This is a genomic window from Micromonospora sp. NPDC049374 (assembly GCF_040677165.1).
GTDB lineage: Bacteria > Actinomycetota > Actinomycetes > Mycobacteriales > Micromonosporaceae > Micromonospora.
This window is the reverse complement of sequence record NZ_JBFAQH010000008.1, coordinates 1-23,166: the sequence shown is the minus strand read 5'-3', so window position 1 is coordinate 23,166 and position 23,166 is coordinate 1. Positions and strand designations below refer to the sequence as shown.

The 23,166-nt window shown below is 70.8% G+C and carries 22 protein-coding genes and 1 pseudogene; 5 read left to right on the top strand and 18 right to left on the bottom strand.

Translation table 11 applies throughout. From position 1 onward, the window contains the following. Positions 1 to 32: 32 nt before the first annotated feature. Positions 33 to 758: a sensor histidine kinase gene (locus AB0J93_RS15200; RefSeq protein WP_363922115.1), complete on the bottom strand. Its 726-nt coding sequence runs from the start codon at positions 756 to 758 to the stop codon at positions 33 to 35. Positions 759 to 823: 65 nt separating this feature from the next. On the opposite strand from AB0J93_RS15200, the gene AB0J93_RS15195 reads away from it, so the two are divergent. Together AB0J93_RS15195 and AB0J93_RS15190 are read left to right on the top strand one after the other, a co-directional pair. After that, on the top strand, positions 824 to 1,465 hold the full coding sequence (locus tag AB0J93_RS15195) for a response regulator transcription factor (RefSeq protein ID WP_363922113.1): 642 nt from the start codon (positions 824 to 826) through the stop codon (positions 1,463 to 1,465). Between the two features lie 95 nt (positions 1,466 to 1,560). Further along, positions 1,561 to 2,796 carry a cytochrome P450 gene (locus tag AB0J93_RS15190; protein WP_363922111.1) on the top strand — a complete coding sequence of 412 codons (1,236 nt, stop codon included), beginning with the start codon at positions 1,561 to 1,563 and terminating at the stop codon, positions 2,794 to 2,796. A gap of 84 nt (positions 2,797 to 2,880) precedes the next feature. On the opposite strand, the gene AB0J93_RS15185 is transcribed toward AB0J93_RS15190, so the two are convergent. The 12 genes and pseudogenes from AB0J93_RS15185 to AB0J93_RS15130 form a co-directional block, all read right to left on the bottom strand. Continuing rightward, entirely contained in the window at positions 2,881 to 3,327 is a 447-nt protein-coding gene (locus tag AB0J93_RS15185) for a MerR family transcriptional regulator (RefSeq protein WP_363922109.1), read from the bottom strand. After that, positions 3,327 to 4,826, bottom strand: a complete 1,500-nt coding sequence (locus tag AB0J93_RS15180) for a SulP family inorganic anion transporter (protein ID WP_363922107.1) — start codon at positions 4,824 to 4,826, stop codon at positions 3,327 to 3,329. The genes AB0J93_RS15185 and AB0J93_RS15180 overlap by 1 nt, the downstream gene beginning before the upstream one ends. Before the next feature lie 319 nt (positions 4,827 to 5,145). Next, on the bottom strand, positions 5,146 to 5,436 hold the full coding sequence (locus AB0J93_RS15175; protein WP_363922105.1) for a hypothetical protein: 291 nt from the start codon (positions 5,434 to 5,436) through the stop codon (positions 5,146 to 5,148). Then, a pseudogene (locus AB0J93_RS15170) lies at positions 5,433 to 5,780 on the bottom strand (hypothetical protein); the annotation flags it as partial. The gene AB0J93_RS15175 and the pseudogene AB0J93_RS15170, both read right to left, overlap by 4 nt. A 321-nt stretch (positions 5,781 to 6,101) precedes the next feature. Continuing rightward, the gene (locus AB0J93_RS15165; protein WP_363922103.1) at positions 6,102 to 7,298 is read right to left on the bottom strand and encodes a helix-turn-helix transcriptional regulator; all 1,197 of its coding nucleotides are present in this window, start codon (positions 7,296 to 7,298) and stop codon (positions 6,102 to 6,104) included. Positions 7,299 to 7,816: 518 nt separating this feature from the next. Then, a complete protein-coding gene (locus AB0J93_RS15160; RefSeq protein ID WP_363922101.1) occupies positions 7,817 to 8,563 on the bottom strand; it encodes a hypothetical protein in 747 nt (248 codons plus the stop codon). A gap of 354 nt (positions 8,564 to 8,917) precedes the next feature. Beyond that, positions 8,918 to 11,296 (bottom strand): excinuclease ABC subunit UvrA, encoded by a 2,379-nt coding sequence (locus tag AB0J93_RS15155; protein WP_363922099.1) that lies wholly within the window; start codon positions 11,294 to 11,296, stop codon positions 8,918 to 8,920. Beyond that, on the bottom strand, positions 11,293 to 11,703 hold the full coding sequence (locus AB0J93_RS15150; RefSeq protein WP_363922097.1) for a VOC family protein: 411 nt from the start codon (positions 11,701 to 11,703) through the stop codon (positions 11,293 to 11,295). Before AB0J93_RS15150 ends, AB0J93_RS15155 begins: the two co-directional genes overlap by 4 nt. A 4-nt stretch (positions 11,704 to 11,707) precedes the next feature. Then, positions 11,708 to 12,157: a helix-turn-helix transcriptional regulator gene (locus AB0J93_RS15145; RefSeq protein WP_363922095.1), complete on the bottom strand. Its 450-nt coding sequence runs from the start codon at positions 12,155 to 12,157 to the stop codon at positions 11,708 to 11,710. Positions 12,158 to 12,226: 69 nt separating this feature from the next. Continuing rightward, entirely contained in the window at positions 12,227 to 12,901 is a 675-nt protein-coding gene (locus tag AB0J93_RS15140; protein ID WP_363922093.1) for an LUD domain-containing protein, read from the bottom strand. Next, positions 12,883 to 14,292 carry a lactate utilization protein B gene (locus AB0J93_RS15135; RefSeq protein ID WP_363922536.1) on the bottom strand — a complete coding sequence of 470 codons (1,410 nt, stop codon included), beginning with the start codon at positions 14,290 to 14,292 and terminating at the stop codon, positions 12,883 to 12,885. Before AB0J93_RS15135 ends, AB0J93_RS15140 begins: the two co-directional genes overlap by 19 nt. Before the next feature lie 17 nt (positions 14,293 to 14,309). Beyond that, complete coding sequence (locus AB0J93_RS15130) at positions 14,310 to 15,083, bottom strand: (Fe-S)-binding protein (protein ID WP_363922091.1); 774 nt, start codon at positions 15,081 to 15,083, stop codon at positions 14,310 to 14,312. Positions 15,084 to 15,205: 122 nt separating this feature from the next. Between AB0J93_RS15130 and AB0J93_RS15125 the strand changes: the two genes are divergently transcribed. Next, entirely contained in the window at positions 15,206 to 15,727 is a 522-nt protein-coding gene (locus tag AB0J93_RS15125) for a hypothetical protein (RefSeq protein WP_363922089.1), read from the top strand. Then, positions 15,711 to 18,437, top strand: coding sequence for a M48 family metalloprotease (locus AB0J93_RS15120; RefSeq protein ID WP_363922087.1), 2,727 nt, complete (start codon positions 15,711 to 15,713; stop codon positions 18,435 to 18,437). The genes AB0J93_RS15125 and AB0J93_RS15120 overlap by 17 nt, the downstream gene beginning before the upstream one ends. A gap of 58 nt (positions 18,438 to 18,495) precedes the next feature. Here the strand turns inward: AB0J93_RS15120 and AB0J93_RS15115 are convergent, their stop codons facing one another. After that, positions 18,496 to 19,158 carry a response regulator transcription factor gene (locus tag AB0J93_RS15115; RefSeq protein ID WP_363922085.1) on the bottom strand — a complete coding sequence of 221 codons (663 nt, stop codon included), beginning with the start codon at positions 19,156 to 19,158 and terminating at the stop codon, positions 18,496 to 18,498. Then, positions 19,155 to 20,288 (bottom strand): histidine kinase, encoded by a 1,134-nt coding sequence (locus AB0J93_RS15110; RefSeq protein ID WP_363922083.1) that lies wholly within the window; start codon positions 20,286 to 20,288, stop codon positions 19,155 to 19,157. The genes AB0J93_RS15115 and AB0J93_RS15110 overlap by 4 nt, the downstream gene beginning before the upstream one ends. Positions 20,289 to 20,517: 229 nt before the next feature. Here AB0J93_RS15110 and AB0J93_RS15105 point away from each other — a divergent pair, with 229 nt between their 5' ends. After that, a complete protein-coding gene (locus AB0J93_RS15105) occupies positions 20,518 to 20,934 on the top strand; it encodes a DUF6223 family protein (RefSeq protein ID WP_363922081.1) in 417 nt (138 codons plus the stop codon). A gap of 57 nt (positions 20,935 to 20,991) precedes the next feature. On the opposite strand, the gene AB0J93_RS15100 is transcribed toward AB0J93_RS15105, so the two are convergent. From AB0J93_RS15100 to AB0J93_RS15090, 3 genes are all read right to left on the bottom strand, one after another. After that, complete coding sequence (locus AB0J93_RS15100; RefSeq protein ID WP_363922079.1) at positions 20,992 to 21,441, bottom strand: hypothetical protein; 450 nt, start codon at positions 21,439 to 21,441, stop codon at positions 20,992 to 20,994. 74 nt (positions 21,442 to 21,515) lie between these two features. Further along, positions 21,516 to 22,409: a DUF1996 domain-containing protein gene (locus AB0J93_RS15095; RefSeq protein ID WP_363922077.1), complete on the bottom strand. Its 894-nt coding sequence runs from the start codon at positions 22,407 to 22,409 to the stop codon at positions 21,516 to 21,518. 271 nt (positions 22,410 to 22,680) lie between these two features. Continuing rightward, positions 22,681 to 23,166 (bottom strand): glycoside hydrolase family 11 protein (locus AB0J93_RS15090; protein ID WP_363922075.1); only part of this gene is annotated, 486 nt, incomplete at its 5' end.

The window sequence follows — 23,166 nt, the reverse complement described above, 5'->3', positions numbered from 1 at the left end:
GCCCGTCCGGGCCGACCGGTGGCCCGGACGGGTCAACCTGCCTGGCGCGCCGGTAGCAGCAGCTCCACCGCCACCCCGTCGGGCCGCAGCCGGTGCAGACGCACCCGGCCGCCGTCGGCGGCGACGAGTTCCCGGACGATCCACAGCCCCAGGCCGGACATGCCGACGGCCGGGGAGGGCCGGCGCAGCGCCTCGACCAGGCTGTCCGCCACGCGCCCCTCGTCCAGGACACTGATGCTCAGATCGGCCCCACGGCGCACCGCGCGGATGCCCACCCGCCCCGCAGCCGGTCCGTGCCGCAGCGCATTCTCGACCAGGTTGCCCAACATCTGCCGGGTACGACCGGCCGGCACCGCACACCGCGCCGCCTCCCGGGTGACCCGCACGCGCCGCCGCTCGACCGGTACGAGCATCGCCACGGCGGGCAGGATCTCCGCCAGCGGCACCGCACGCTCGTTCCGCCCGGCCACCAGGGTCAGGGCACCCACGCTCGTCGCCGCCTCGGTGAGCAGAGTCTGCAGGTACGCCGCCTGGTCACGGGCGAGTGCGGAAATGGCCCGACGGTCCTCGCCGGTCAGCGGCCTCGCCTCGTCGGCGAGGGCCCGGGTCAGCGAGGTCAACGTGCTGACCGGCGTACGAAGTTCGTGACAGAACACCCGCAACAGCAGGTCGCGGGAGGCGGCGCCGGCCGTGGCACCACCACCGGGAGTATCGGTACCGCGTAGCGCCCCCAGCAATCGACCGATCCGTCCGCGCATCCGTCCCCACTCCCCCGAGCTGGCACCCGCCGCATGATCGGTACCCGCTCGGGAAGGGAACAGGCATGCCCGAGTCCCCGGCCATCCGGGTGGCCGTCGTCGACGACCATCCGCTGTTCGCCCGTGGACTCGAACTGCTGCTGCCGGCGGCCACCGCCGGGCGGGTACGGGTGGTGGGCTCCACCGGTGACGCCGCCGCGGCGGCCTCCCTGATGTGCCGGTGCCTACCGGACGTGGCGCTTGTCGACCTGCACATGCCCGCTCCCGGCGGCATCCGCGCCGTGGCGGCCATCCGCCGCACCACCCCCCGGGTGCGGGTGGTGGCGATGTCCGGCGACGGCGATCCGGCCCCGGCGCTGGAGGCCCTGCGGTCCGGCGCTGAGGCGTTCCTGCCCAAGAGCGCCGAACCCGAAGCCCTGCTGCCGCCGCTGTTGGCGGTTCTCGACGGGTGGGCCGTGTTGCCGGCCCAGCTCCTGCGGGATTTGCTGCGCTCCGGCCCCGGGGCCCGGGTCGATCTCGACGTCGAGGAGCGCGTCCTGCTCCGGTCGATCGCCGCCGGTCGCAGCACCCTGGCCATCGCGGATCAGCTGCACGTCTCGGAACGCACGGTGAAACGGATGACCGCCGCGCTGCTGCGCAAACTGCGGGTCTCCAACCGTGCCGAGGCCGCGGCGCTCGCCGGGCACGCGGGCCTGCTGGGCGACTGACCGGCCGCACCACCGGGCCGACGAGCCCGACGGCGGGGTGCGGCGACTCCCACTGGTCGCTGGTTTGATGGACCATCTGGCGGGCACCACCCGGCATGCCCGATCTGATCAGCCGTCTCGACAACACCCTCCCACTCGCCATCCGTGGCTACGCCTGGCTGCCCAACCGGCTGCGGCGTGGCGAGTCGGATGTGCTGCGTACCCGCCTGCTCGGGCAACGGGCGATCGCCCTGCGCGGGCCGGAGGCCGCCGAGTGGTTCTACGACGAGCGGCACGTGCGGCGTCACGGAGCGATCCCGGAGCCGGTACGCGGCACCCTGTTCGGGCGGGGCGCCGTGCACACCCTCGACGGTGCGGCGCACCGGGCCCGCAAGGCGATGTTCATGTCACTGCTGAACGGCGGTGGCGTCGACGACCTCGTCGTCCGGACCGAGACCGCCTGGGACGAGGCGGCCCGCTCCTGGGTTGGCCGGCAGGTGGTGCTCTTCGACGAGACCGCCCAGGTGCTGACCCGGGCGGTCTGCGACTGGACGGGCATCCCGGTCCGGCGCGACGAGGTGCCGGCACTCGCCGCCGACCTGGTGGCCGCGGTGGACGGGTTCGCCACGGCCGGGCCGCGACACTGGCGGGCGCGCCGGGCTCGGGGGCGCCGCGAGCGCTGGCTTTCCGACCTGGTACGGCGGGTTCGCCGCGGTTCAGCCGAGGCGTCGGCCGGCTCGGCGGTGGCGGCGGTGGCAGACCATCGCGACGCTGACGGTCGACCGCTCGACGCACGTACCGCCGCCGTCGAACTACTCAACATCATCCGGCCGACGGTGGCGGTGGCCTGGTTCCTGACGTTCGCCGGCCACGCCCTGCACCGCTGGCCGTCCCAGCGGGACCGGCTGCGCGCCGACGACCCGGCCTTCGCCCGGGCGTTCGCCCACGAGATCCGCCGGTTCTACCCGTTCGCACCCTTCGTCGGTGGCCTCGCCGTAGCCGACCTCGCCTGGCGCGGCGTACCGATCCCGAAGGGGGCGATGGTGCTGCTCGACCTGTACGGCCAGAACCACGACGCCCGGCTCTGGCCCGAGCCGTACCGCTTCGACCCGGACCGGTTCGTCGATCGTGAGATCGGCCCCTTCGAGCTGATCCCGCAGGGCGGCGGCGATCCACGCACCGGGCACCGCTGCCCCGGCGAGGCCATCACCGTGGCGCTGCTCCAGTCGCTCGCCGTCCGACTCGCGCGGCTGGACTATGCGGTGCCGGAGCAGGACCTCACCATCCCGCTGCACCGCATTCCGACTCGCCTGCGCAGCGGCCTGGTCATCGAGACGTCTCACGCCTCGTGAACTGCGCAGCGAACGGCTCACGGCACCGGTTTCCCGCCACCCGGCGCGATGCAGGGCCGTGCGTTTCCCGGCGGATCGGGCCGGTCAGTCCTGGGGCGTGTGCTTGTCGATCCGCTGCCGCAGGGTGTCGGCGAAGCCTTCGGCGGTGGCCAGTTGTTCGCGGAGCGCGTCAACCCGCGTGGTGGCGAGGGTGTGGAACATGGCGAGCCGGTCGAGCAGGGCGGGACGTTCGTCAACGTCGGCGGCGCGCAGCGCGTCGAGGATGCCGAGCAGGTCGCGCATCTCGTCGAGGGTGAACCCGAGGGGTTTCATCCGTTTGACCACCCCGAGGCGGTCCAGATCGGGTTCGGTGTAGAGGCGGAAGCCGCCGTCGGTGCGAGCCGACGGGACGATGAGCCCGACCTGTTCGTAGTGACGGATGGTGCGGATGCTCAGGCCGACCCGCTCGGCGGCTTCGCCGATCTGCATGAGTCGGCCGGGTGCCGGGCCGCCGGCGTGTCGCGGCTCGGCGTCGCGTCCGGTGAGGGGCATCAGTGGCCTGCGCTGAGGGTGCCGGCGAGGCTGCCGTGGATGGCGGCGCTGGGCTTGTTCAGTTCGACGATCTCGACGGTCTTGCCCCGCGCCGCGTACTTGGTGGTGACGGCGTCCAGGGCGGCGACGGAGGAGGCGTCCCAGACATGCGCGCGACTCATGTCGATGATCACCTTGTCGGGGTCGCCGGCGTAGTCGAACTGGTAGACGAGGTCGTTGCTGGAGGCGAAGAACAACTCGCCGTGTACGGAGTAGATGCGGGTACCGCCGTCGGGGTCGAGCACGCTGGTGACCTCGACGAGGTGGGCGACCCGGCGGGCGAAGATGACCATGGCGGTGAGCACTCCGGCGACGACGCCCATCGCGAGGTTGTGGGTGGCCAGGGTGGTGGCGACGGTGGTGACCATGACCAGGGTCTCCCCCAGCGGCATGCGCTTGAGGGTGGCGGGGGCCACGGAGTGCCAGTCGAAGGTCGAGACCGCGACGATGATCATCACGGCGACGAGGGCGGCCATCGGGATGGTGGCCACCACGTCGCCGAGCGCCACGACCAGGATGAGCAGGAAGACGCCGGACAGGAACGTCGACAGTCGGGTGCGGGCGCCGGACGCCTTCACGTTGATCATCGTCTGGCCGATCATGGCGCAGCCGCCCATGCCGCCGAAGAAGCCGGTGACGATGTTGGCCACCCCTTGACCCCAGGACTCGCGGGTCTTGTTGGAGTGGGTGTCGGTGATGTCGTCGACCAGCTTGGCGGTCATCAGCGACTCCATCAGCCCGACCAGCGCGATACCGACGGCGTAGGGGGCGATCAGCGCCAGGGTGTCCATCGTCCAGGGGATCTGCGGCAGGCCGAGGGTGGGCAGGCTGTTGGGCAGTTCACCCTGGTCACCGACGGTCGGCACGGTCACTGCGGCGACCACCGTGATCACGGTGAGGACGATGATCGCGACCAGCGGCGCCGGGACGGCCCGCGTGAGTCGGGGCAGCCCGACCATGATCACCAGGGCGAGGGCGACCAGTGGGTAGACCAGCCACGGCACCCCGAGCAGGTACGGCACCTGCGCGGCGAAGATCAGGATGGCCAGGGCGTTGACGAAACCGACCATCACGCTGCGCGGGATGAACCGCATCAGCCTCGCCACCCCGAGGGCGGCCAGCAGCACCTGGATCAACCCGCCCAGGATCACCGCCGCGATCAGGTAGTCCAGGCCGTGTTCCTTCGCCAGGGGCGCGACGACCAGGGCGATCGCGCCGGTCGCCGCGCTGATCATCGCCGGCCGGCCACCGCAGATCGAGATGACCACGGCCATCGTGAACGAGGCGAACAACCCGACCCGCGGATCCACCCCGGCCAGGATCGAGAAGCTGATCGCCTCCGGGATCAACGCCAGGGCCACCACCAGCCCGGCGAGGACCTCGGTCCGGAACACCTTCGGCGACAACCACGACGGGCGGGACAGACGCGGCCGGACGACCGCGGACAGCATCGAAGACATACAGCCGTTTCCACTTCAGGGTGCACGCCCCAGACGCACACACGATGCCGCTCCCCTGGCAGGGAACGACGTGATCTGCACATACCAGTACCGGTCGGACGTTTCCGGACCGTTTCCGGGCATCGTCGCCCGACAGAAGACCGCTCAAAAGAAGACCGCGAGGGACCGTAGCCGCACCTCGACGACCAGCACGAAACCTACCCTCCGGAGAGGGTAGGTTTCACCCCACGGTGATGATCATCACGATGTGGTGGCGAAGGCCCTCACCGCCGTGGGTATGAACTCTCGGCAGGCCGGTCGGGTCGGGCTCGATACGAGGTCATCCGGCCTGGTGACGCCTGTCCCGGCCGACCGGTACGGTTGCGGTACGTCGCTGCTGCACTTCCGACGGCTGCCGGGTCCAGCCGATAAAGCGGCGGTGCATCGCGCCAGCCGGTGCCCAGGGCATGTCCTCGGCGGCCTGGACGAGGTAGCCGCCGAGGTAAAGGGCCAGCGACACCGGCGCATCCGCGTACTCCGCGCGTAGCTCCCGCCGTCGGGTCGGGCACGGCCAGGGCAGGTCGCAACCGCCGCAGCTCCAGATCGGCAGCACCGGGCCGTGGGTGCTCACCGCACACCGCCCAGGAACCGAGCGACGCTCGCGCGGGCCTGCCGGCTGGTCGCCCAATCCACCTGCCAGCAGGGGTACGGGGCGAGCCGTGACCACCACGCGCGGCAGCCGACGCACATGCCATCGAGCCCTCGGACGTGGACCGCGAGGATCACCTGCTCCGGGCCGCCGGTCACTGCTCACTCTCCTGCGGCCAGTGACCCCGATTGATCGGAATCCGGTGCCGAGCCCGACACGGCAGGTCGGCTCCGCACCGGCAGACCCGCCGCCACAGTTGCCACGACCACACCGGCCGATGCCGACGAGCGAAAGTCAACGCGGTGGCCGACAGGTACTCGTCGTACGAGACGCGCCGCTCCCGCGACACTGACGCATCCCTATCCGCTGCCGGATGCTGTCGTACGCCTCGCGCCTGGTCCAACAGCCGCCGCCGGGCGGCTTCCTGCTCCATCGTCTGTACGCGCTGGCCGAACCCCGACACCGTCGGTGACGACGGGAAGTACCGGCTGACTATTCGCCGCAGGAGTCCAATAGCCACCGCCACCTGTCCAGCCCTCCCTCCTGAGGACACGGAGGGCCATCTGCTGATGCGCCTCGATCCGTGCCCGCGTGCAGAGGTCAAGCGTCACGCCGCGCGCGTAGTCGATCCAGAAGGTGACTGTCCGCTAACCAGGTGTGCTGTCCGCTGGTGGTCGACGTCCCGGGGCGTACTCGATGCACAGGTCACGCAATGTCGCGGCCTCCGGTACCCCCGACTGCTCCACCTTCGCCAGCAACTCCGCAGCCCGCCACCAGTTCGACGGCACCACCCGTCCGGACGCCACCGCCTGCGCCCCAAGAGCGATCGCCTCATCCGGCCGGCCGGCAGCGACCAGGGCAAGACCAAGGTCGAGACGAGCCGACGCGGACCGGCGGGGCCGCGCTCCCCCATCGCCGTGCGGGTCCAACTCGGCCAACACCGCCCGCGCTACCTGCTCGGCACCGGGGTCACCCGCCCATGCCAGAGTCGTGGCCGTATAGGCGGCGGCCTTCGCCGGGTCGTACCGATAGTGGTGCTCGGCTCGCTCGGGAACAGGCAGATTCGCCGTCAGCCGCTCAACCCGGTCCAACGCCCGCCGAGTCGCACCCACGTCCCCGATCCGCGCCCACGCACGGGCCTCCTGAGCAGTCGCCTGGATGCGGGCGGAGCTACCCTTCGGGGCGACTCGCTGAGCTTGATCGGAAAGATCGAGTGCGGTCCGGTAGTCACCTTGAGTCAACACGTCCCAGGCCCGGGTTTCGAGACACCATGCCTGGATCTCGCCATGCTCCGCATGCACGGCAAGATCACGAGCAGCTCGCAAATGGGCAGCCGCAGCAGTCCGCTGCCGCAGATCGATGTGGACGGTCGCCCGCAGCACCGCCAGCCAGCCACCGGCAATCAACAGCCGACGCCGTTGAGCAAGCGTGACCCGTCCATCCAGCAACCGTCCCACATAAGCGAGTTGCCGCCGCACCAACGGCAAAAGATCCGCCGGAGCCATCGTCGGATAGGAACTGGCCAGATCGTCAACGCCCTGCTCGATCCGGTCGAGCACGTCTCTGCTCACGTCACTGGCGGCGACTCTCGCAAGCAGCTCGCCAGCCTCGGCGGCGTGGTCGACCGGCGCATCCACCAGGCCAGCAAGCACGCCTCCCGCATCGAGAATCTGGTCCAGGTGGCGCGCCGTGTCCGCTGTCGGAGCCTTCAGCCCTGTCTCCAACTCCTGCAGGTGACTCTTACTCCGATGCGCGAGCTGCCCCAGAGATCGAAGCGACAGACCACGCCGCTCCCGAAACTCACGCAGGGCTACACCGAAGCGCGGATCGACGGACGAGGCCATAACGCCGCTCCAAGCTCAACAGGCCAGGCGAACCCACCCAGCCGCCACCCCATCGACCGTACCCTCAACGTCGCACGCCGTTGACCCCTCGTTGCAAGTTCTAGGTGCCGCGTCTGGCGGGGTCCGTCGGCGTCCGCGACCTCGGGCAACTGTCCGCGTCCGACCGCCGCCGGTTGTCCTCGTCTCGACCGGTTGCTGTCACCGCTGCTGTCGACAGCTACGGCCAAGACTCCCACATTGCCAGGGGATCTCACCAACACCTTTGGCCTGGCACGGCGGTGACCTGTGTCCATGCCACCGCTCTCCCCGCCAGTCCCGTCAATCCCCCGACATCACCTGTCGACCTGGCACACGTCTGGCACGTGGACCATGTTCCTTTGGCTTGCGCCGTACTGAGCGCTACGAGAGGTTCTGAACGGCCTCGTGACGGAACTGTGCCAAGATCTGCGGAGCGTCATTCTCGATCAGGAACGCGATGATCTGGGACATGATCTGGGCAGTACTCGCCGCGTAGTCGGTCAGGCCTGCGGGTCGCCCACCGTCGCCCTGGCAGCGCTCAGCACGGCCCGGAGCGGGGTGTGTGGAAACCCGTCGCCCGTGCCGGAATCCGGCCCTAGCCGCGTGCTGTAAAAGGGTTCGCCGTCGCGGTCGGCGTCGTCCTGGTGGGCCCAGAGGTTGCCGGCCTCGTCCCGCTGCCAGATGACGTTCTCACCACGGAAGTCGACGCGATCGAGCCAGTCAGCGCCGCACGGCCAGTAGCCCTCCCACTGCGGAGGACGTAATGCGGCGTATGCCTCGTCGACGGCGGCGACGGCCTGGTCCACGTCGTCATCGTCAAAGACGGCAGCGAACCGGCACAGCAGGGCCAACGGAGCCCCGGGGTGCTGCAGCTGCGGATTCCGCGCGGCGATCGCCCGGCAGATCAGGTCGAGTTCGGGCCAGCGCAACGCATGCGGGTGCCAGTGTGCGAGGTCGTCCCATCCGAGCTCGGCTGGCTCGGCCAAGTCAGGGGTGGTGATGCCCAGGCTGTAGGAGTCGGCGGAGGCGTCGATGCTCAGTACGACGTGATGGCCATCGCCGACCTCGAAGGCCACGTCGAGTGACGAGTCGGCGGAGTCCTCATCCGCATCGTCGTCATCGTCGTCGAGCAGGCCTTCGAGGTCACCAAGCCGATCCGCCCCGGGCCCCTCCTCGTGCGCAAAGGTGTACCGCGCCCAGAACACCGGATCGTGCAGTGACTCTTGCAACACTGATGGAATCGCCACCAAGAGCACTATAGAGACCGCACCAGCGGCATCCCGAACGAGGTCTACGCAGTCCCCGCCACGGCGGCAGATGCCGTATCCGTCAGGTGGGAGATTTCGAGCTCTGCCGACCCTGACCGAGAGCCACCCCGAGCCTCCGCTAGTAAGTTCTGAGCACTCCGTCTGGTGGGATCCGTCGGCATCTGCGACCGGGCGACTGTCCATGTCCGGCAGACGACGGCTGTCCTCGTCCCGGCCCATTGCTGCCGCCTAGGCCCCACGTCGACCGATCCGGCTGATGCGGCGCGAACAACCTCTCAAGAGCATCCGCTGTCCGCTAGCGGACTGACAAGCAGATCCCCTCCTCGGTGGCTTTCAGTCGCCCACGTAGGCGGCGAGGTGCTCGCCGGTGAGGGTGGACCGGGCGGCGACGAGATCGGCGGGAGTGCCCTCGAAGACCACCCGACCGCCGTCGTGGCCGGCGCCCGGACCCAGGTCGATGATCCAGTCGGCGTGGGCCATGACCGCCTGGTGGTGTTCGATGACGATGACCGACTTGCCGGAGTCGACGAGCCGGTCGAGCAGGCCGAGCAGGTGCTCGACATCGGCAAGGTGCAACCCGGTGGTCGGCTCGTCGAGCACGTAGACCCCGCTCTGCTCGGCCATGTGGGTGGCCAGCTTGAGCCGCTGCCGCTCGCCGCCGGAGAGCGTGGTGAGCGGCTGGCCGAGGCTGAGGTAGCCGAGGCCGACCTCGGCGAGCCGATTGAGGATGCGGTGCGCGGCCGGCGTGCGCGCCTCGCCGGACCCGAAGAACTCCTCCGCCTCGCTCACCGGCATCGCGAGCACCTCGGCGATGTCCCGACCGCCGAAGCGGTATTCCAGGACGGAGGCCTGGAACCGCTTGCCCTCGCATTCCTCGCACACGGTGGCGACGCCGGCCATCATCGCCAGGTCGGTGTAGATGACACCGGCGCCGTTGCAGTTGGGGCAGGCGCCTTCGGAGTTGGCGCTGAACAGCGCCGGCTTCACACCGTTGGCCTTGGCGAACGCCTTACGGATCGGGTCGAGCAGTCCGGTGTACGTCGCCGGGTTGCTCCGCCGTGAGCCACGGATCGCGCCCTGGTCGATCGACACCACCCCGGCACCGGGCGGGATCGACCCGTGCACCAGGGAACTCTTGCCCGAACCGGCGACGCCGGTGACCACGACCAGCACCCCGAGCGGGATGTCGACATCGACGTCGCACAGGTTGTGCGTCGAGGCCTTACGGATCGGCAGTTGCCCGGTGGGCGTGCGCACCGACTTCTTGAGGGTGGCCCGGTCGTCCAGGTGCCGGCCGGTGAGCGTACCGCTGGCCCGCAGTCCCTCGACGGTGCCCTCGAAACAGACGGTGCCGCCCGCCGTGCCGGCGCCGGGGCCGAGGTCGACGACGTGGTCGGCGATGGCGATCGTCTCCGGCTTGTGCTCCACCACGAGCACGGTGTTGCCCTTGTCGCGCAGCCGCAGCAGCAGGCGGTTCATCTGCTGGATGTCGTGTGGGTGCAGCCCGATGGTCGGCTCGTCGAAGACGTAGGTGACGTCGGTGAGCGACGAGCCGAGGTGGCGGATCATCTTGGTGCGTTGCGCCTCGCCGCCGGAGAGCGTCCCGGACGGTCGGTCCAGGCTGAGGTAGCCGAGCCCGATCTCGACGAAGGAGTCGAGGGTGTGCTGCAACGACGCCAGCAGCGGCGCCACGGAGGGCTCGCGCAGCCCGCGTACCCACTCGGCGAGATCGCTGATCTGCATCGCGCAGGCGTCGGCGATGTTGACGCCCTTGATCTTCGAAGACCGGGCCGCCTCACTCAGCCGGGTGCCGCCACAGTCGGGGCAGGTCGTGAAGGTGACCGCCCGCTCCACGAAGGTGCGGATGTGCGGCTGCATCGCCTCGACGTCCTTGGACAGGAACGATTTCTGGATCTGCGGGATCAGACCCGCGTACGTCAGGTTGATCCCGTCAACCTTGATCTTGGTCGGCTCCTTGTGGAGCAGGTCGTGCAGCTCCTTCTTGGTGTACTTGCGGATTGGTTTGTCCGCGTCGAAGAAGCCGCTGCCGCGGTAGATCCGGCCGTACCACCCGTCCATGCTGTAACCGGGCACGGTGATCGCGCCCTCGTTGAGCGACTTGCTGTCGTCGTACAACGCGGTCAGGTCGATGTCCGTCACCCGCCCGGTGCCTTCACAGCGCGGGCACATGCCACCGGTGATGCTGAAGCTCCGCCGTTCCTTCGTCGTGGTGCCGCCCCGTTCGATGGTCACCGCGCCGGCGCCACTGATCGAGGCGACGTTGAAGGAGTACGCCTGGGGAGAGCCGATATGCGGCTTGCCGAGCCGGCTGAACAGGATCCGCAGCATGGCGTTGGCGTCGGTGGCGGTGCCGACGGTGGACCGTGGGTTAGCGGCCATCCGCTCCTGGTCGACGATGATCGCGGTGGTCAGCCCGTCGAGGACGTCGACCTCCGGCCGCGCCAACGTCGGCATGAAGCCCTGGATGAAGGCGCTGTAGGTCTCGTTGATCAGCCGCTGCGACTCCGCCGCGATGGTGCTGAACACCAGCGAACTCTTGCCCGAACCGGAGACGCCGGTGAACACCGTCAGCCGGCGCTTCGGCAGCTCGACGGTGACGTCCTTGAGGTTGTTCTCCCGGGCACCCTGCACCCGGATCAGATCGTGGCTGTCGGCGGCCTGCGATGCCGCCGACCGGTTGTCCTTGCTCATCGCACTTCCTGAATACGGATCATGTTGCCGGCGGCGTCCCGGACGGCGCAGTCACGAACCCCGTACGGCTGCTCGGTCGGCTCCTGCACGATCTCGGTGTCGCTGGCCTGCAACCGCTCGAAGACACCGTCGAGGTCGGGCGTGGCCAGCAGGATCGAGGAGTAGGTGCCCTTGGCCATCATCTCGGTGATGGTACGGCGCTCCTCCTCGGTCACCCCGGGGTCGACGGCCGGCGGATGCAGCACGACGGAGGTGCCGGGCTGACCGGGCGGGCCGACGGTGATCCAGCGCATGCCCTGGTAGCCGACATCGTTGCGGACCTCGAAGCCGAGGAGGTCACGGTAGAAGGCCAGGGCGGCGTCCGCGTCGTTGTGCGGCAGGAAACTGGCGTGAATCGTGATGTCCATGTCGTCACGCTAACTGCGGCGCGCGGGCCACGGCTTCTCGATTCCTGACCGGTCTGGTCACCTGTTTCACCACGCAGGAGGGCATCCCCTTCGTCGCGCGGGCCGCGTCGCGGCGGTAGACGCTGGGCGGCACGCCGACCAGTTCGGTGAAACGGGTGCTGAAGGTGCCCAGCGACGAGCAGCCGACCGCGAAACAGACATCGGTGACGCTGAGGTCGCCACGACGCAGCAGTGCCATGGCCCGCTCGATGCGCCGGGTCATCAGATAGCCGTACGGGGATTCGCCGTAGGCCAGCCGGAACTGGCGGCTGAGGTGCCCGGCCGACATGTTGACCCCACGGGCGAGCGCCTCGACGTCAAGCGGCTGCGCGTACTCCCGGTCGATGCGGTCACGCACGCGGCGCAGCCGGGCCAGATCGTCGAGGCGCTGTTCGGTGGTGGATCTGCTGGTCACCTGAGCGATCGTGCCACGCCGGTCCGACAGGCGGCGAGTTCGCCGGCCGCCTGGCGTGCCGCGGAGCGCTCAGGGCAGCAGGATGACGTGCAGGGTGCGGGGGCCGTGGACGCCTTCGACCCGGTTGAGTTCGATGTCGCTGGTGGCTGACGGGCCGCTGATCCAGGTCAGTGGTCGGTGCGGGGTGAGGCGGGCCAGTGCCTGGGGCACGCCGGCGACGACCTGGTCGGTGCGGATCACGCAGATGTGCAGGTCGGGTAGGAGGCTGAGCACGCGGCGGCCCTGGTCGGGTGAGCCGTCGAGCACGACCGTGCCGGTGTCGGCGATGGCGACGGCGGCGGCGGTGACGACGCCATCTGCGGCGGCGATCTGCTGGTTGTCGAGGTCGTCGTCGGGCCGGGCGGTCACGGTCGGGGGCAGCCAGGCCGCCGGCAGCCCCGGTGGTACGACGATGCTCGCGCCGGTCGGCAGGATGGCGGCGATGGTGTCGGCGACGGCCGGCTCGGCGACCTGGTGCACATGGGCGCGGTAGTCGGTGAGCCGGTCGACCAGCCGGTCGAGGTCGACCGGGCCGTCACGTCGGTAGTCGCGTGGCACCTCCACCGGCACCGACGCGGCCGCGTCGAGAGCGGCGGGGTCGAGAGCGGCGGGGTCAAGAGCGGCCCGGTCGGGGGCCGCGGGGTCGAGGGCGGCGCGGAGTCGGGCGAGGATGGTCTCCCGGGCGTTCACCGCTGCGCCCACCACTCGCGGAAGGTCTGCGGTGGTGCCTCGGGCAGGTCGCGGCCGGTGGTCCAGCCGGACAGCGGCGGTGGCAGGCCCCGACCGCGCCGGCCGGTCAGCCGGCTCAGCCGGGTCGCGCGTTGCGCCGCCGCGTACAGGGCCGGGTGGTCCATGGCGTACGCGGCGGCGGCCATCGCGGCCGACTCGCCGCGCGGGTGCGGCGCCTGGTCGCGCAGGTGCACCAGCAGCTCCGGGATGTTGATCTTCACGGGGCAGGCGTCGTAGCAGGCCCCGCAGAGCGACGACGCGTACGGCAGCGAGGCGTTGTCGGCCACCCCGGTCAGCTGCGGCGACAGCACCGCACCGATCGGCCCCGGATACACCGACCCGTACGCGTGCCCGCCGGTGCGCTCGTAGACCGGGCACACGTTCAGGCAGGCCGAGCAGCGGATGCAGTGCAGCGCCTGCCGGCCCACCTCGTCGGCGAGCACCGCGCTGCGACCGTTGTCCAGCAGCACCAGATGAAACGCCTGTGGCCCGTCACCAGCAGTCACACCGGTCCACATCGAGGTGTACGGGTTCATCCGCTCCCCGGTCGAGGCGCGGGGCAGCAGTTGCAGGAACACCTCCAGGTCGCGCCAGGTCGGCACCACCTTCTCCACACCCATCACCGTGATCAGCGTCTGCGGCAGGGTCAGACACATCCGACCGTTGCCCTCGGACTCCACCACCGCCAGCGTGCCCGTCTCCGCCACCGCGAAGTTCGCCCCGGACACCGCCACCGACGTGGACAGGAACGTCTGCCGCAGAAACCGACGCGCCGCTGCGGCGAGGACCGCTGGCTCGTCGGTCAACCCCGGATCCACCCCCGGCATCGCCCGCAGGAAGATCTCCCGGATCTCGGCCCGGTTACGGTGGATCGCCGGCACCAGAATGTGGCTCGGCCGATCCTCACCCAACTGCACGATCAGCTCGGCCAGATCCGTCTCCACCGGCGCGATCCCGGCCGCCTCGAGGGCCTCGTTGAGACCGATCTCCTGCGTCACCATCGACTTGACCTTGATCACCCGGTCACTACCGGTGGCCCGCACCAGGTCCACGACCATCGCGTTCGCCTCATGGGCGTCGGCCGCCCAGTGCACCACTCCCCCGGCGGCCGTCACCCGATCCTCAAGCTGCTCCAGCAGCTCCGGCAACCGCGCCATGACGTCGGCCTTGATCGCCGACCCGGCCGCCCGCAACTGCTCCCAGTCCGGCACCTCACCGATCACCCCGGCCGACTTCGCCCGGATCGTCGCCGTGGCATGCCCGAGATTACGGCGCAACTGCGCGTCGCCCAGCGCCCGCCGGGCGGCAGCCGGGAACGGCTCCGCGCCACGCAGATGGCCCACGCCCGCCGGGGCGGTCGCCGGCATACCCAGGAAGGTCCGCCTCACGACCCCACCACCAGCCCACCCCGCCCGTCGGTAACGACGTCCTGCTCGGTCGAGGCCAGGATCTCCGCCAGATGCACCGTGCGCACCCCGGTCCGCGTCCGCGACAGCCCACCACCGATGTGCATCAGACACGACGCATCCCCCGCCGCGCAGACCTCCGCACCCGTGGACACCACATGCCGCATCTTGTCCGCCAACATCGCCGTCGACGTGTCCGCGTTCTTTACCGCGAAGGTGCCCCCGAACCCACAACACTGCTCCGCCGCCGGCAACTCCACCAGATCCAGCCCCCGCACCGCGCGCAGCAGTCGCACCGGCCGGTCGCCAACCCGCAACATCCGCAGCGAATGACACGTCGGGTGATACGTCACCCGGTGCGGGAAAAACGCACCGACGTCGGTCACCCCGAGCACGTCCACCAACAGCTCGGACAACTCGAACGTCCGCGCCGCCACCGACTCCGCCCGGGACGCCAACCGGACATCACCGGCCCGCCGCGCCACCGTCACGTGCTGATGCCGCACCGACCCGACACACGACCCCGACGGCGCCACGATCACGTCGTACGGATCGAACACCCGCACATGCCGACGCACCAACGGCACCGCCTGCGCCTGGTAGCCGGTGTTGACATGCATCTGCCCACAACACGTCTGCCCCGGCGGGAACACCACCTCGTGACCGAGTCGCTCCAGCAACCGCACCGTCGCCTTCGCCGCCTCGGGGAACAGGGTGTCCGCCAGACACGTCACGAACAACGCAATCCGCACGCCGCACCTCCCCCACCCCCGCCGCACCCGTCCCGACGCTACGGGACCCCGCCGGGCCCGTAGCGCACGATAGTCTGTGGCGGACCTGCCGTCCGTGCATGAGGTGCCTCGGGGAGCCGGCGTTGACGATCGAACCCGCCCGTCCACCGGCGACGGTCAACGGATCCGAGGCCGTGATCCGGTTGGCCCGGGAGGTGAGCGGGCAGATCGCCCCGGCGGAGTCGGGCATCTTCGACCAGGTGGCCGCCGCCTGGCGGGCCGGGGTGGCGCAACGCCGGGCACCGGGCGGCGGGGTTGGTTTCGGCATCGAGGACGCGTTGGTCAGCGCGATCGTCATCGAGGTGGTGGCCGCATCGGTCCTGGACGTGCTGCGTCTCGGTGCCGCCACGGTCCGATCGCGGTGGCGGCGCTGGTGGGTACGCGGTAGACGCCGGCCCGCCGCGGATGACCTGGACGGCACCGCCCTGCCGACGGTCGACGGTCGGGTCGTGCTGACCACCGCCCAGGTAACCAGGTTGCGGGCGGTGGCACGGGGGCACGCGACGACGCTCGGGCTCGACGAGGTCGCCGCCGACCTACTCGCCGATGCCCTGGTCGGTGCGGTTCACCTCAGCACGGCGCCGCCGGATGACACCCACCCCTGACCAGCACCGGCCCCGGCCGCTGTGGTGGCTGTACGCCCTGATCGCGCTCTCCCTGACCAGCCTGGGAGTGGCGGCCGGCAACCTGTTCTTCCACGGCACCCTGTCCCTGGTGCTTCCGTACGAGCTGACGACGGGGCGATGCGAGGCGCTGCACCGGGAGTCCCTCGACGCTTTTCGCGCATGCGCGGCGGAGCAGGTCAGAGTCCACGGGTCCGTGGTTGGTGCCGCCGCCCTCGTCCTGCTCGCCGGAACCCTGGCGCTGGCGATGGTCGTACCGTGGTGGGATCTGCGTCGCCTCGGTCGCCTCGGCCGGCTCGACGTCCCGCCGGCCCAGCAACGCTTCGCCGAGCTGTGCCGGCGGCAGGGGCTGTCGGGTGGGCGTACGCCTCGGCTGTGGGTGGCCGGGCCGGCGGTGCGCCACGCGTTCACCACCGCCCTGCCCGGCCGGCGACCCACCGTGGTGGTGCCGGCGCGGCTGGCCCTCGACGCCGGTGACCGGTTCGACGCGGTCGCCTCCCATGAGATCGCGCATGTGCTGGCCCGCGATGTCAGCTGGGTCTCGACGATCCGAGGTCCGGCATGGTTGGCCCCGCCCGCCTTCGCGCTGGCCGGCGTGCCCTTCCTGAACCTGGTCGGGGTGACACCACGGCTGGTCGCGGCACAACTCGGGGTCGCGCTGCTGGCGGTGGTCGTGACGGTGCTCGCGGCGGCGCTGCTGCGGCTGCGCGAGTACGAGGCCGACCGTTACGCCGCGAGCGTGGGCGCCGAGGCCGCCCTGACCGCGTCGTTCGCCCGGACGGTGCCGGCAGCGCAGCGACGACCGTTCGGCTGGCCCCGCCGGATGCTGGCCCGCCACCCGAGCCCGACGGACCGGATGCGCGCCCTACGGCGGCCGGTGCCCGGCTACGAGGGCGGGTTCGCACAGGCAGTGGCGGTCGGCTTCGTCGCCGTCGCCGTCATGTACACCCTCCTCGTGCTGGTCTACTTCGGCGATCCACGGTGGTACACGTGGGGTAACGGGATCGTCCCGGTGGTGGCCGGTGTCGCCGTGCTCGGCCTGCTGTTTCCGTCGCTGCTGCGGCGGGCCCGGCTGCCGCACCGGGGGTGGTGGCGGCCGGTGCTCGGCACCGGTGCCGGAGTCGCCGCCGCAGCGGTGGTCATGCCGGTCGTGTTTCTGTCCGGGCCATTTCGCTACCCGTTCGTGCGGCCGGGTGACGCGACGCGTACGGCACTCTCCGTGGTGCTGCTCGCGCTGGTCGCCGCCGGGGTGGTCGCGCTCGCCGCCCACCTGGCCGAGTTGGCGGCTCGCCGGCAGCGGCCGGTCCACGCCTGCCTGGCCGGGAGTGCGGCCGGCCTGGCCGCTGTCGCTGCGATCTGGACGGTCGGTGTGGTGGCCATGGTGCTGCACGACGTCGACGACCTGCGCTACCTGCTCACCTACGGGCTGGCCAACCAGGTGTGGCCGGCTCTCGTCTACGCGCTGCTGCCGGTCTACGCGCTGCTGTCGCCGCGACGCCTGCCCGGAGGACGCCGCTCGTGGCTGGTGGCGCTCGTCGCGGCGACGCTCGGCGGCACCGCGGCGATCCTGGTGACCGTGCAGGGTGCCGGCCTGACCGACCAGTTGCGGGCGCAGCAGCAGCGGTGGTGGCTCTCTGCCGCCGCCGGCGCAGTGGTTCTCGTCGTGGTCACGCTGACCACCTCTTGGCCGTACGGCTGGGCGCGGGGGGTGCTCGCCGCGGCCGCGACCACCGTCGCCGCCACGGCGACGCATTACGGGTACGGCTGGCTGACGGACCGGCCGACCGAACCGGACATGTTCATCATGGACGTCGCGGTTGGCCCGCTCTGGCTCGGTTACACGGTGATACTGCTGGCGGCGTTGCTGATACCGCTGTGCGCCGCCCGGCGCGGGCCGGTGATCTTCTGGAGCGCGATGCGGAGCCGTACCACGCCGGCCTGGCTCGGTGCGACAGCCGCGACGACCGCGACGGCGGTGCTGGTCGCCGCCGTCGCGGTGGTGGTCGTCAACGTCGGCGTGCCCGGTGGCGTCGCCACCAACGCCGCCCAGCGCCGGCTGGCGGAGTTCGACCGACGGTACGAGGTGGCGCGGCGGGTGCTCACCGCCGAGCAGGCCGACCGGGCGGCCCAGTCCAGCGTGCAGGTGATCCCGTTCGGCTGGGGTGCCCCCGAATCCGGACCGGCTGGTCAGGGCATCGTGTCGGCGCGGGTGGCTGTTTCCGTCCCCGAGTGTGAGCCACTGGTCAGGGAGCGGTTCCTGGCGGTGGGTGAGTCCAGCCTGCGCGCGACCGGCAAGCGGACCTACACCAGCGAACCGACGGACGGTGGATTCCCGTACACCGACCTGACCGTCACCGTCTACGCGTACGACGCCGCGGTGGGCGAAGCCGTGCTGACCGCCGCCCGCGACGCCCGGCGGGCCTGCCCGTCGTTCACGCTCGACGACTCGCTGGACGTCGAGGTCCAGGCCGCCACCGCGCCGAGGATCGGCGAGTTGAGCTGGCGGTACGACAGCACGATGACAGCCGATCTTGCCGGCGACGGCACCTTGGCCGCGGACAATGCGTACGTGATGATGGCGGTCGGGTACGCCGTCGTCACGGTGTTCGTCTCCGCTTGGCAGGAGCCGCTGGACGAGCAACTGCTCCGGCTGGTCCTGACGACCGTGGAGCACCACCTGCTTGAACCGTGACCGGCTGGTACCCGGGTGTCCGGGATGCCGCACCTTGCCGCACCGCGAACCGTCGAGGTCAGCGGTCGCGGGGGGCGACCAGGCCGGACTCGTAGGCGATGACCACCAGTTGGGCACGGTCGCGGACATGGAGCTTGGTCATCGCCCGGTTGATGTGGGTCTTGGCGGTCAGTGGGCTGATCACCAGGCGTTCGGCGATCTGGTCGTTGGACATGCCCTGCGCGAGGAGAACGACCGTCTCCCGTTCGCGGTTGGTCAACTCCTTCAGTCGCGCACCGGTCTGCGTCCGCGGCGGCTCGGTGACGTACCTGTCGATCAGCTTGCGGGTGATCGACGGTGCGAGCAGGGCCTCGCCGCGGGCAGCCACCCGGACGGCGTGCACGAGATCCGCCGGCTCGATGTCCTTGACGAGGAAACCGGCGGCACCGGCGCGCAGCGCGTGGAAGACGTGTTCGTCCAGACCGTAGTTGGTCAGGATGACCACGTGCACGCCGGCCAGCGCCGGATCCGCGGCGATGTGCCGGGTCGCTTCGATGCCGTCCATGACCGGCATCTGAATGTCGACGAGCGCGATGTCGGGCAGGTGCTTGCGGGCCAGGGTCAGCGCCTGCTGGCCGTCGGCGGCCTCGGCCACCACCTCGATGTCGTCCTCGATGTCGAGCAGAGCGCGGAATCCGCTGCGCAGCAGCGGCTGGTCGTCGACCAGCAGGACGCGAATCATGCCGCGCCCACCGGAAGCTCGGCGTGGACGGTGAAACCGCCCTCGTCGCGTGCCTCGGCCCGCAGCAGTCCACCGAGAGCGGCGACGCGTTCCCGCATTCCGAGCAGTCCGACGCCGGGTGCCGCCGCGCGGCCCGGAGCGGCGGCGCCGTCGTCGTCCACCCGGATCGCGAGGATGCCCGGCCGGTAGTCGACCCGCACCGACGCCGTGGCGGCCGACGCGTGACGGGCGATGTTGGTGAGGGACTCCTGCACGATGCGGTAGGCGGTGCGGCCCACCGCGACCGGCACGTCGGGCCGTTGTCCGTCGATCGTCAACGTCGCGTCCAGGCCGGCCATCCGGGCCCGTCGCACGAGTTCCGGGAGTTGGTCGAGCCCGGGCGAGGTGGCGGTGCCGTCGGCGCGCAGCGTCTCCAGGGTCGCGCGCAGTTCCCGGGTCGCCTCGCGGCTGGCCTCCCGGATGGCCGACAGCGCCTCCGGCACCGGCTCGCCGCGCCGGCTGGCCAGGTGCACGGCGACCTCGGCCTGCACCTTGATGATCGAAATCTGGTGGGTGAGGGAATCATGCAGTTCCCGCGCGATGTGCAGCCGCTCCTCGTCGGCGCGGCGCAGTGCCGTCTCCTCCCGGGTGCGCTCGGCCTCCTCCGCACGCCGCTCGGCCTGCCGAAGCGCCTCACCCGCCGCCCCGGCGGCGATCAGCCAGGCCACTTCGAGGGCGTCGCGGGCCCGCGCGAGTGCTTCGCCGACGGGCAGTCCCGGTGGTAGAGCCAGGGCCGCGAGCGGAAGGGAGACCAGCATCGCGGCCCCCGCCACAGCCGTCACCACGCGGTGCCCCGCCCGTACGGCCGCGTACACCGCGAACAGGAACGCGACGGCGGGCACCTCGATGCCGGTCGCCTGGTGGCCCACCGCGCACACCCCGGTGACGATCAGCACCGCGACCGGAGCCCGTCGACGCGCGGCCAACGCCAGGCCGCCGGTCACCAACCAGGCGTAACCGAACAGGTCCTCCCCGGTGGCGGGGCGTGTCGCGGACAGCCCGGCGATCAGCAGCACTGCCGTCACGCCGACCGCGATCGCCCAGTCCCTGACCGCAGCGCCCCTGAGGATCCGTCCGCACCGCTCGCCCATGCGCGCACCTTAACCGGCCGGCGCGGCCCGGCGACTCCTGCTCACGGACGACTGGCCACCTACCACGCACGCGGTAGTGGGGCGGCGGCCAACCGCGTACGTGGCAGCAGGTCATGCCGGCTGCGGCAGCCGCAAGTGCCTACACCGGCCGGATGACCGTCGGTACGCCCGCCGACATGATCGGTGAAGTCGGATCCACGACCAGTCGCACCACAGAGGAGAGACAGACATGACGATCGTCAGGCTCGTGCTCACCACCGTCGTGGCCATCCCGTCCGGGGCGGTCGGACTCGCCGCACCGGTGACCACGCACATCGCCGCCCATCCGACCGCCGCCCAGGGAATGAGCATGAGCAGCGGCCGGATCGGATCGACGGTGGCCGCCCTGGTGGCACTCGCGGGGGTGGTCGTCGGCGGACTGGCGCTCGCCCCGGGTCGTCTCCGCACCGGCAGGGTGCGGGCGGGCTGGATCGCCCTGGTCGCGGGGGCGGTCGGGATGGCCCTCGGTGGTCTGGTCGTGGTCACCTCGGACGCTGGCATCGGCACCGGCAACGGACGGGGCGGCGGTTACGTGGCGCTGGTGGTGGGGCTGATCGCCGTGGTCGTCGGTGGAGTCGTGCTGGCCCGCTCCCGGCGTGTCGACTGACTGGCCGCGGCTGGTTGGACACGGCCGACGGTCGCCGTCGCCGCCGAGGGGTCGCCGTCACTGTGGTGGACCAGGCACCGGGGGAAGCGTCGGTGGCCGGTCCAGGTGGTCGAGCCGGGCGAGGTGGGCGGTGCCGGTCCGGACCACGGCCGCAGCCAACGCGGTGGTCGCCGGGTGGGCACCGCCCTGCTGCTCGGCGGTGGCGAGCCGCCGCCAGCCCCGGTCGTTGGTCCGGTTCGGCACCAGGTCGAGCATCGGCAGCAGCCGTTCGGCCATGGCCGCCGTCAGCTGGAGCCAGGCGATGTCGGTGGCGCTGAACTGTCGGGTCGTACCCGGCAACGCCACCGTGGGCGGCCCGCCGGCCGGTGGTGGGTCGGCCGCCGGTGCGAGGGCCGGCGACGGCCCGGTGTACAGCGGCGACGATGGTCCGGCGGTGGGTGGCGTTCCGGCGGCGCACCCGGTGACGAGCAGCAGCGCGGCGAGCAGCGTAGCGGGTCGGGCTCGCACCCGGCCTCCTCCTTCGCGTCCGCCCGACGGCGGGCCGGCACGACCGGGCCCGCCGTCGGGTGTCACGGGTCGACTCAGAGCGGCCTGCCGTCGTGTCCGCACTTGATGACCGGACGGATGCAGTCGCGGACGCGACGCGCCAGCTCCTCCACGGGCCAGGCGTTGAAGAAGTCGCCGTGCATCGTGTAGCCCGGCCCGGAGGCCAGCCGTAGCCGCGCCGGGTCACCGTTGACCGGGTACCGCAGCACCTGCCGCAGCTTCGGCACGTGCACCGGGTGGCTGGCCGGGCAGGCCTGGTTCACCGGATATGCCAGGTGGCTCTTGTGATCCGGCGAGTCGAGGTCCCGGCCGTTCCAGCACTGCGGAAAGTCCAGGTACGACTCCAGCATCGTGCCGGCCGGGCAGGTGACGAAGTCCTTCGACGGCGGCACGTGCCCGGCGTGCAGGCAGGACCAGCGGGCGATGCTGTCGCCCGGTCCGGCGGCCCGGGCGTTTCCGGCGACCAGGCGCAGCCCCAGTGGGAACGGCTGGGTCTGCGCGACGACGTCGGCGCGTACTCCTTCGCCCAGGTAGTAGAACGTGGCGATGGACGGCTCCACCGGCACGTTGTCGCGGTAGAGGGTCGGCACCCAGTACGACGAGACGTCCACCCGAGGGTTGCAGGTGGTGGCGGAGCCGACCAGGTCGGGCAGCGTGGTGTGGGCGTTTGTCACCGTGCTGCCGAAGAAGCTGTGCATGTGCGAGGCGCCGGGCAGCCCGGGGAAGACGATCGGGTCGTCCGGGAGCCGATGGCTGTACGTGCAGTCGGCCGGGAATTCGGCCACCCGGATGGCGTTGATGCCCGGGGCGGCGTCGGCCGGCGCGGTGCTGGCCACGACGTAGCTGCCGAGCAGCACCAGCAGGGCACCGATCGCGGTGGCGAGGCGTAGCCGGCTGTGGTTGACGGGGTGGGGTGCGGCGTTTTCCATCTGATGGCTCCTGTCGGGGAGGGTCAGGGGTCCTTCCGACGCCGCCGCCGTGGACATCGGAGCTCCCCTGGCCGGACTGGTGTGGTCGCGGCTGTGACCGAGAGAGCGCTCTCACACATCAGCGTCACCCGAATGTCGATGGTTGTCAATACAGACGCCAGCTGGGCGCAGCAACGACGGGCCGACCCTCAGGGTCGGCCCGTCGCAGTGCCGGTACTGGCGGTGGCGGTGGGGCGTCGGCCTCGGTCGACGCCCCACCCGGTTCACCAGGTCAGCCGGTTGAGCAGGTCGCGCTCGGCGTGGTGTTGTTGCCGTTCTTCCAGAGCGTGATGCCGAAGTTGTTGCCGTTGCCGTTCGGACGTGCGGTGAGCGTGCCGCTGTTGCCGCTGATCGAGGCGTTCCAGCTGTTCTGCAGGCTCTGGCCACCGTTCGTGCGGATGGTGACGGTCCAGTTGTTGCTGCCGCTGACCGAGAAGGTCGTGTTGAACCGGTCGTTCCAATCCTCGGCGCGGTTCACGCTGACCGTGCAGCCGCCGTTACCGGGCGGCGGGGTGGTCGGGTTGGTCGGGCCGGGGCCGGGGGTGCCGCCTTCCGAGAGGGTGATGTCCGAGCTTCCCTGGCTCTGGTAACCCTCGGTCGCCATGATCTGGTAGTAGTGGTTACCGAGGTTCAGGCCAACCCGGGCCCAGGCGTCGAAGTGGTTGGCGGTGGTGATGGTGCCGCTGCTGCGCTTCTGCTGCCGGACGCTCCAGTACTG

What these genes read in the sequence shown, in the direction of transcription:
- AB0J93_RS15120 (WP_363922087.1), top strand. Translation starts at nt 15,711, where the DNA reads ATGACACCCACCCCTGACCAGCACCGGCCCCGGCCGCTGTGGTGGCTG.
- AB0J93_RS15200 (WP_363922115.1), bottom strand. Translation starts at nt 758, where the DNA reads ATGCGCGGACGGATCGGTCGATTGCTGGGGGCGCTACGCGGTACCGAT.
- AB0J93_RS15105 (WP_363922081.1), top strand. Translation starts at nt 20,518, where the DNA reads ATGACGATCGTCAGGCTCGTGCTCACCACCGTCGTGGCCATCCCGTCC.
- AB0J93_RS15165 (WP_363922103.1), bottom strand. Translation starts at nt 7,298, where the DNA reads ATGGCCTCGTCCGTCGATCCGCGCTTCGGTGTAGCCCTGCGTGAGTTT.
- AB0J93_RS15110 (WP_363922083.1), bottom strand. Translation starts at nt 20,288, where the DNA reads ATGGGCGAGCGGTGCGGACGGATCCTCAGGGGCGCTGCGGTCAGGGAC.
- AB0J93_RS15180 (WP_363922107.1), bottom strand. Translation starts at nt 4,826, where the DNA reads ATGTCTTCGATGCTGTCCGCGGTCGTCCGGCCGCGTCTGTCCCGCCCG.
- AB0J93_RS15185 (WP_363922109.1), bottom strand. Translation starts at nt 3,327, where the DNA reads ATGCCCCTCACCGGACGCGACGCCGAGCCGCGACACGCCGGCGGCCCG.
- AB0J93_RS15190 (WP_363922111.1), top strand. Translation starts at nt 1,561, where the DNA reads ATGCCCGATCTGATCAGCCGTCTCGACAACACCCTCCCACTCGCCATC.
- AB0J93_RS15150 (WP_363922097.1), bottom strand. Translation starts at nt 11,703, where the DNA reads ATGGACATCACGATTCACGCCAGTTTCCTGCCGCACAACGACGCGGAC.
- AB0J93_RS15135 (WP_363922536.1), bottom strand. Translation starts at nt 14,292, where the DNA reads ATGCCGGCGACCGCCCCGGCGGGCGTGGGCCATCTGCGTGGCGCGGAG.
- AB0J93_RS15155 (WP_363922099.1), bottom strand. Translation starts at nt 11,296, where the DNA reads ATGAGCAAGGACAACCGGTCGGCGGCATCGCAGGCCGCCGACAGCCAC.
- AB0J93_RS15115 (WP_363922085.1), bottom strand. Translation starts at nt 19,158, where the DNA reads ATGATTCGCGTCCTGCTGGTCGACGACCAGCCGCTGCTGCGCAGCGGA.
- AB0J93_RS15095 (WP_363922077.1), bottom strand. Translation starts at nt 22,409, where the DNA reads ATGGAAAACGCCGCACCCCACCCCGTCAACCACAGCCGGCTACGCCTC.
- AB0J93_RS15195 (WP_363922113.1), top strand. Translation starts at nt 824, where the DNA reads ATGCCCGAGTCCCCGGCCATCCGGGTGGCCGTCGTCGACGACCATCCG.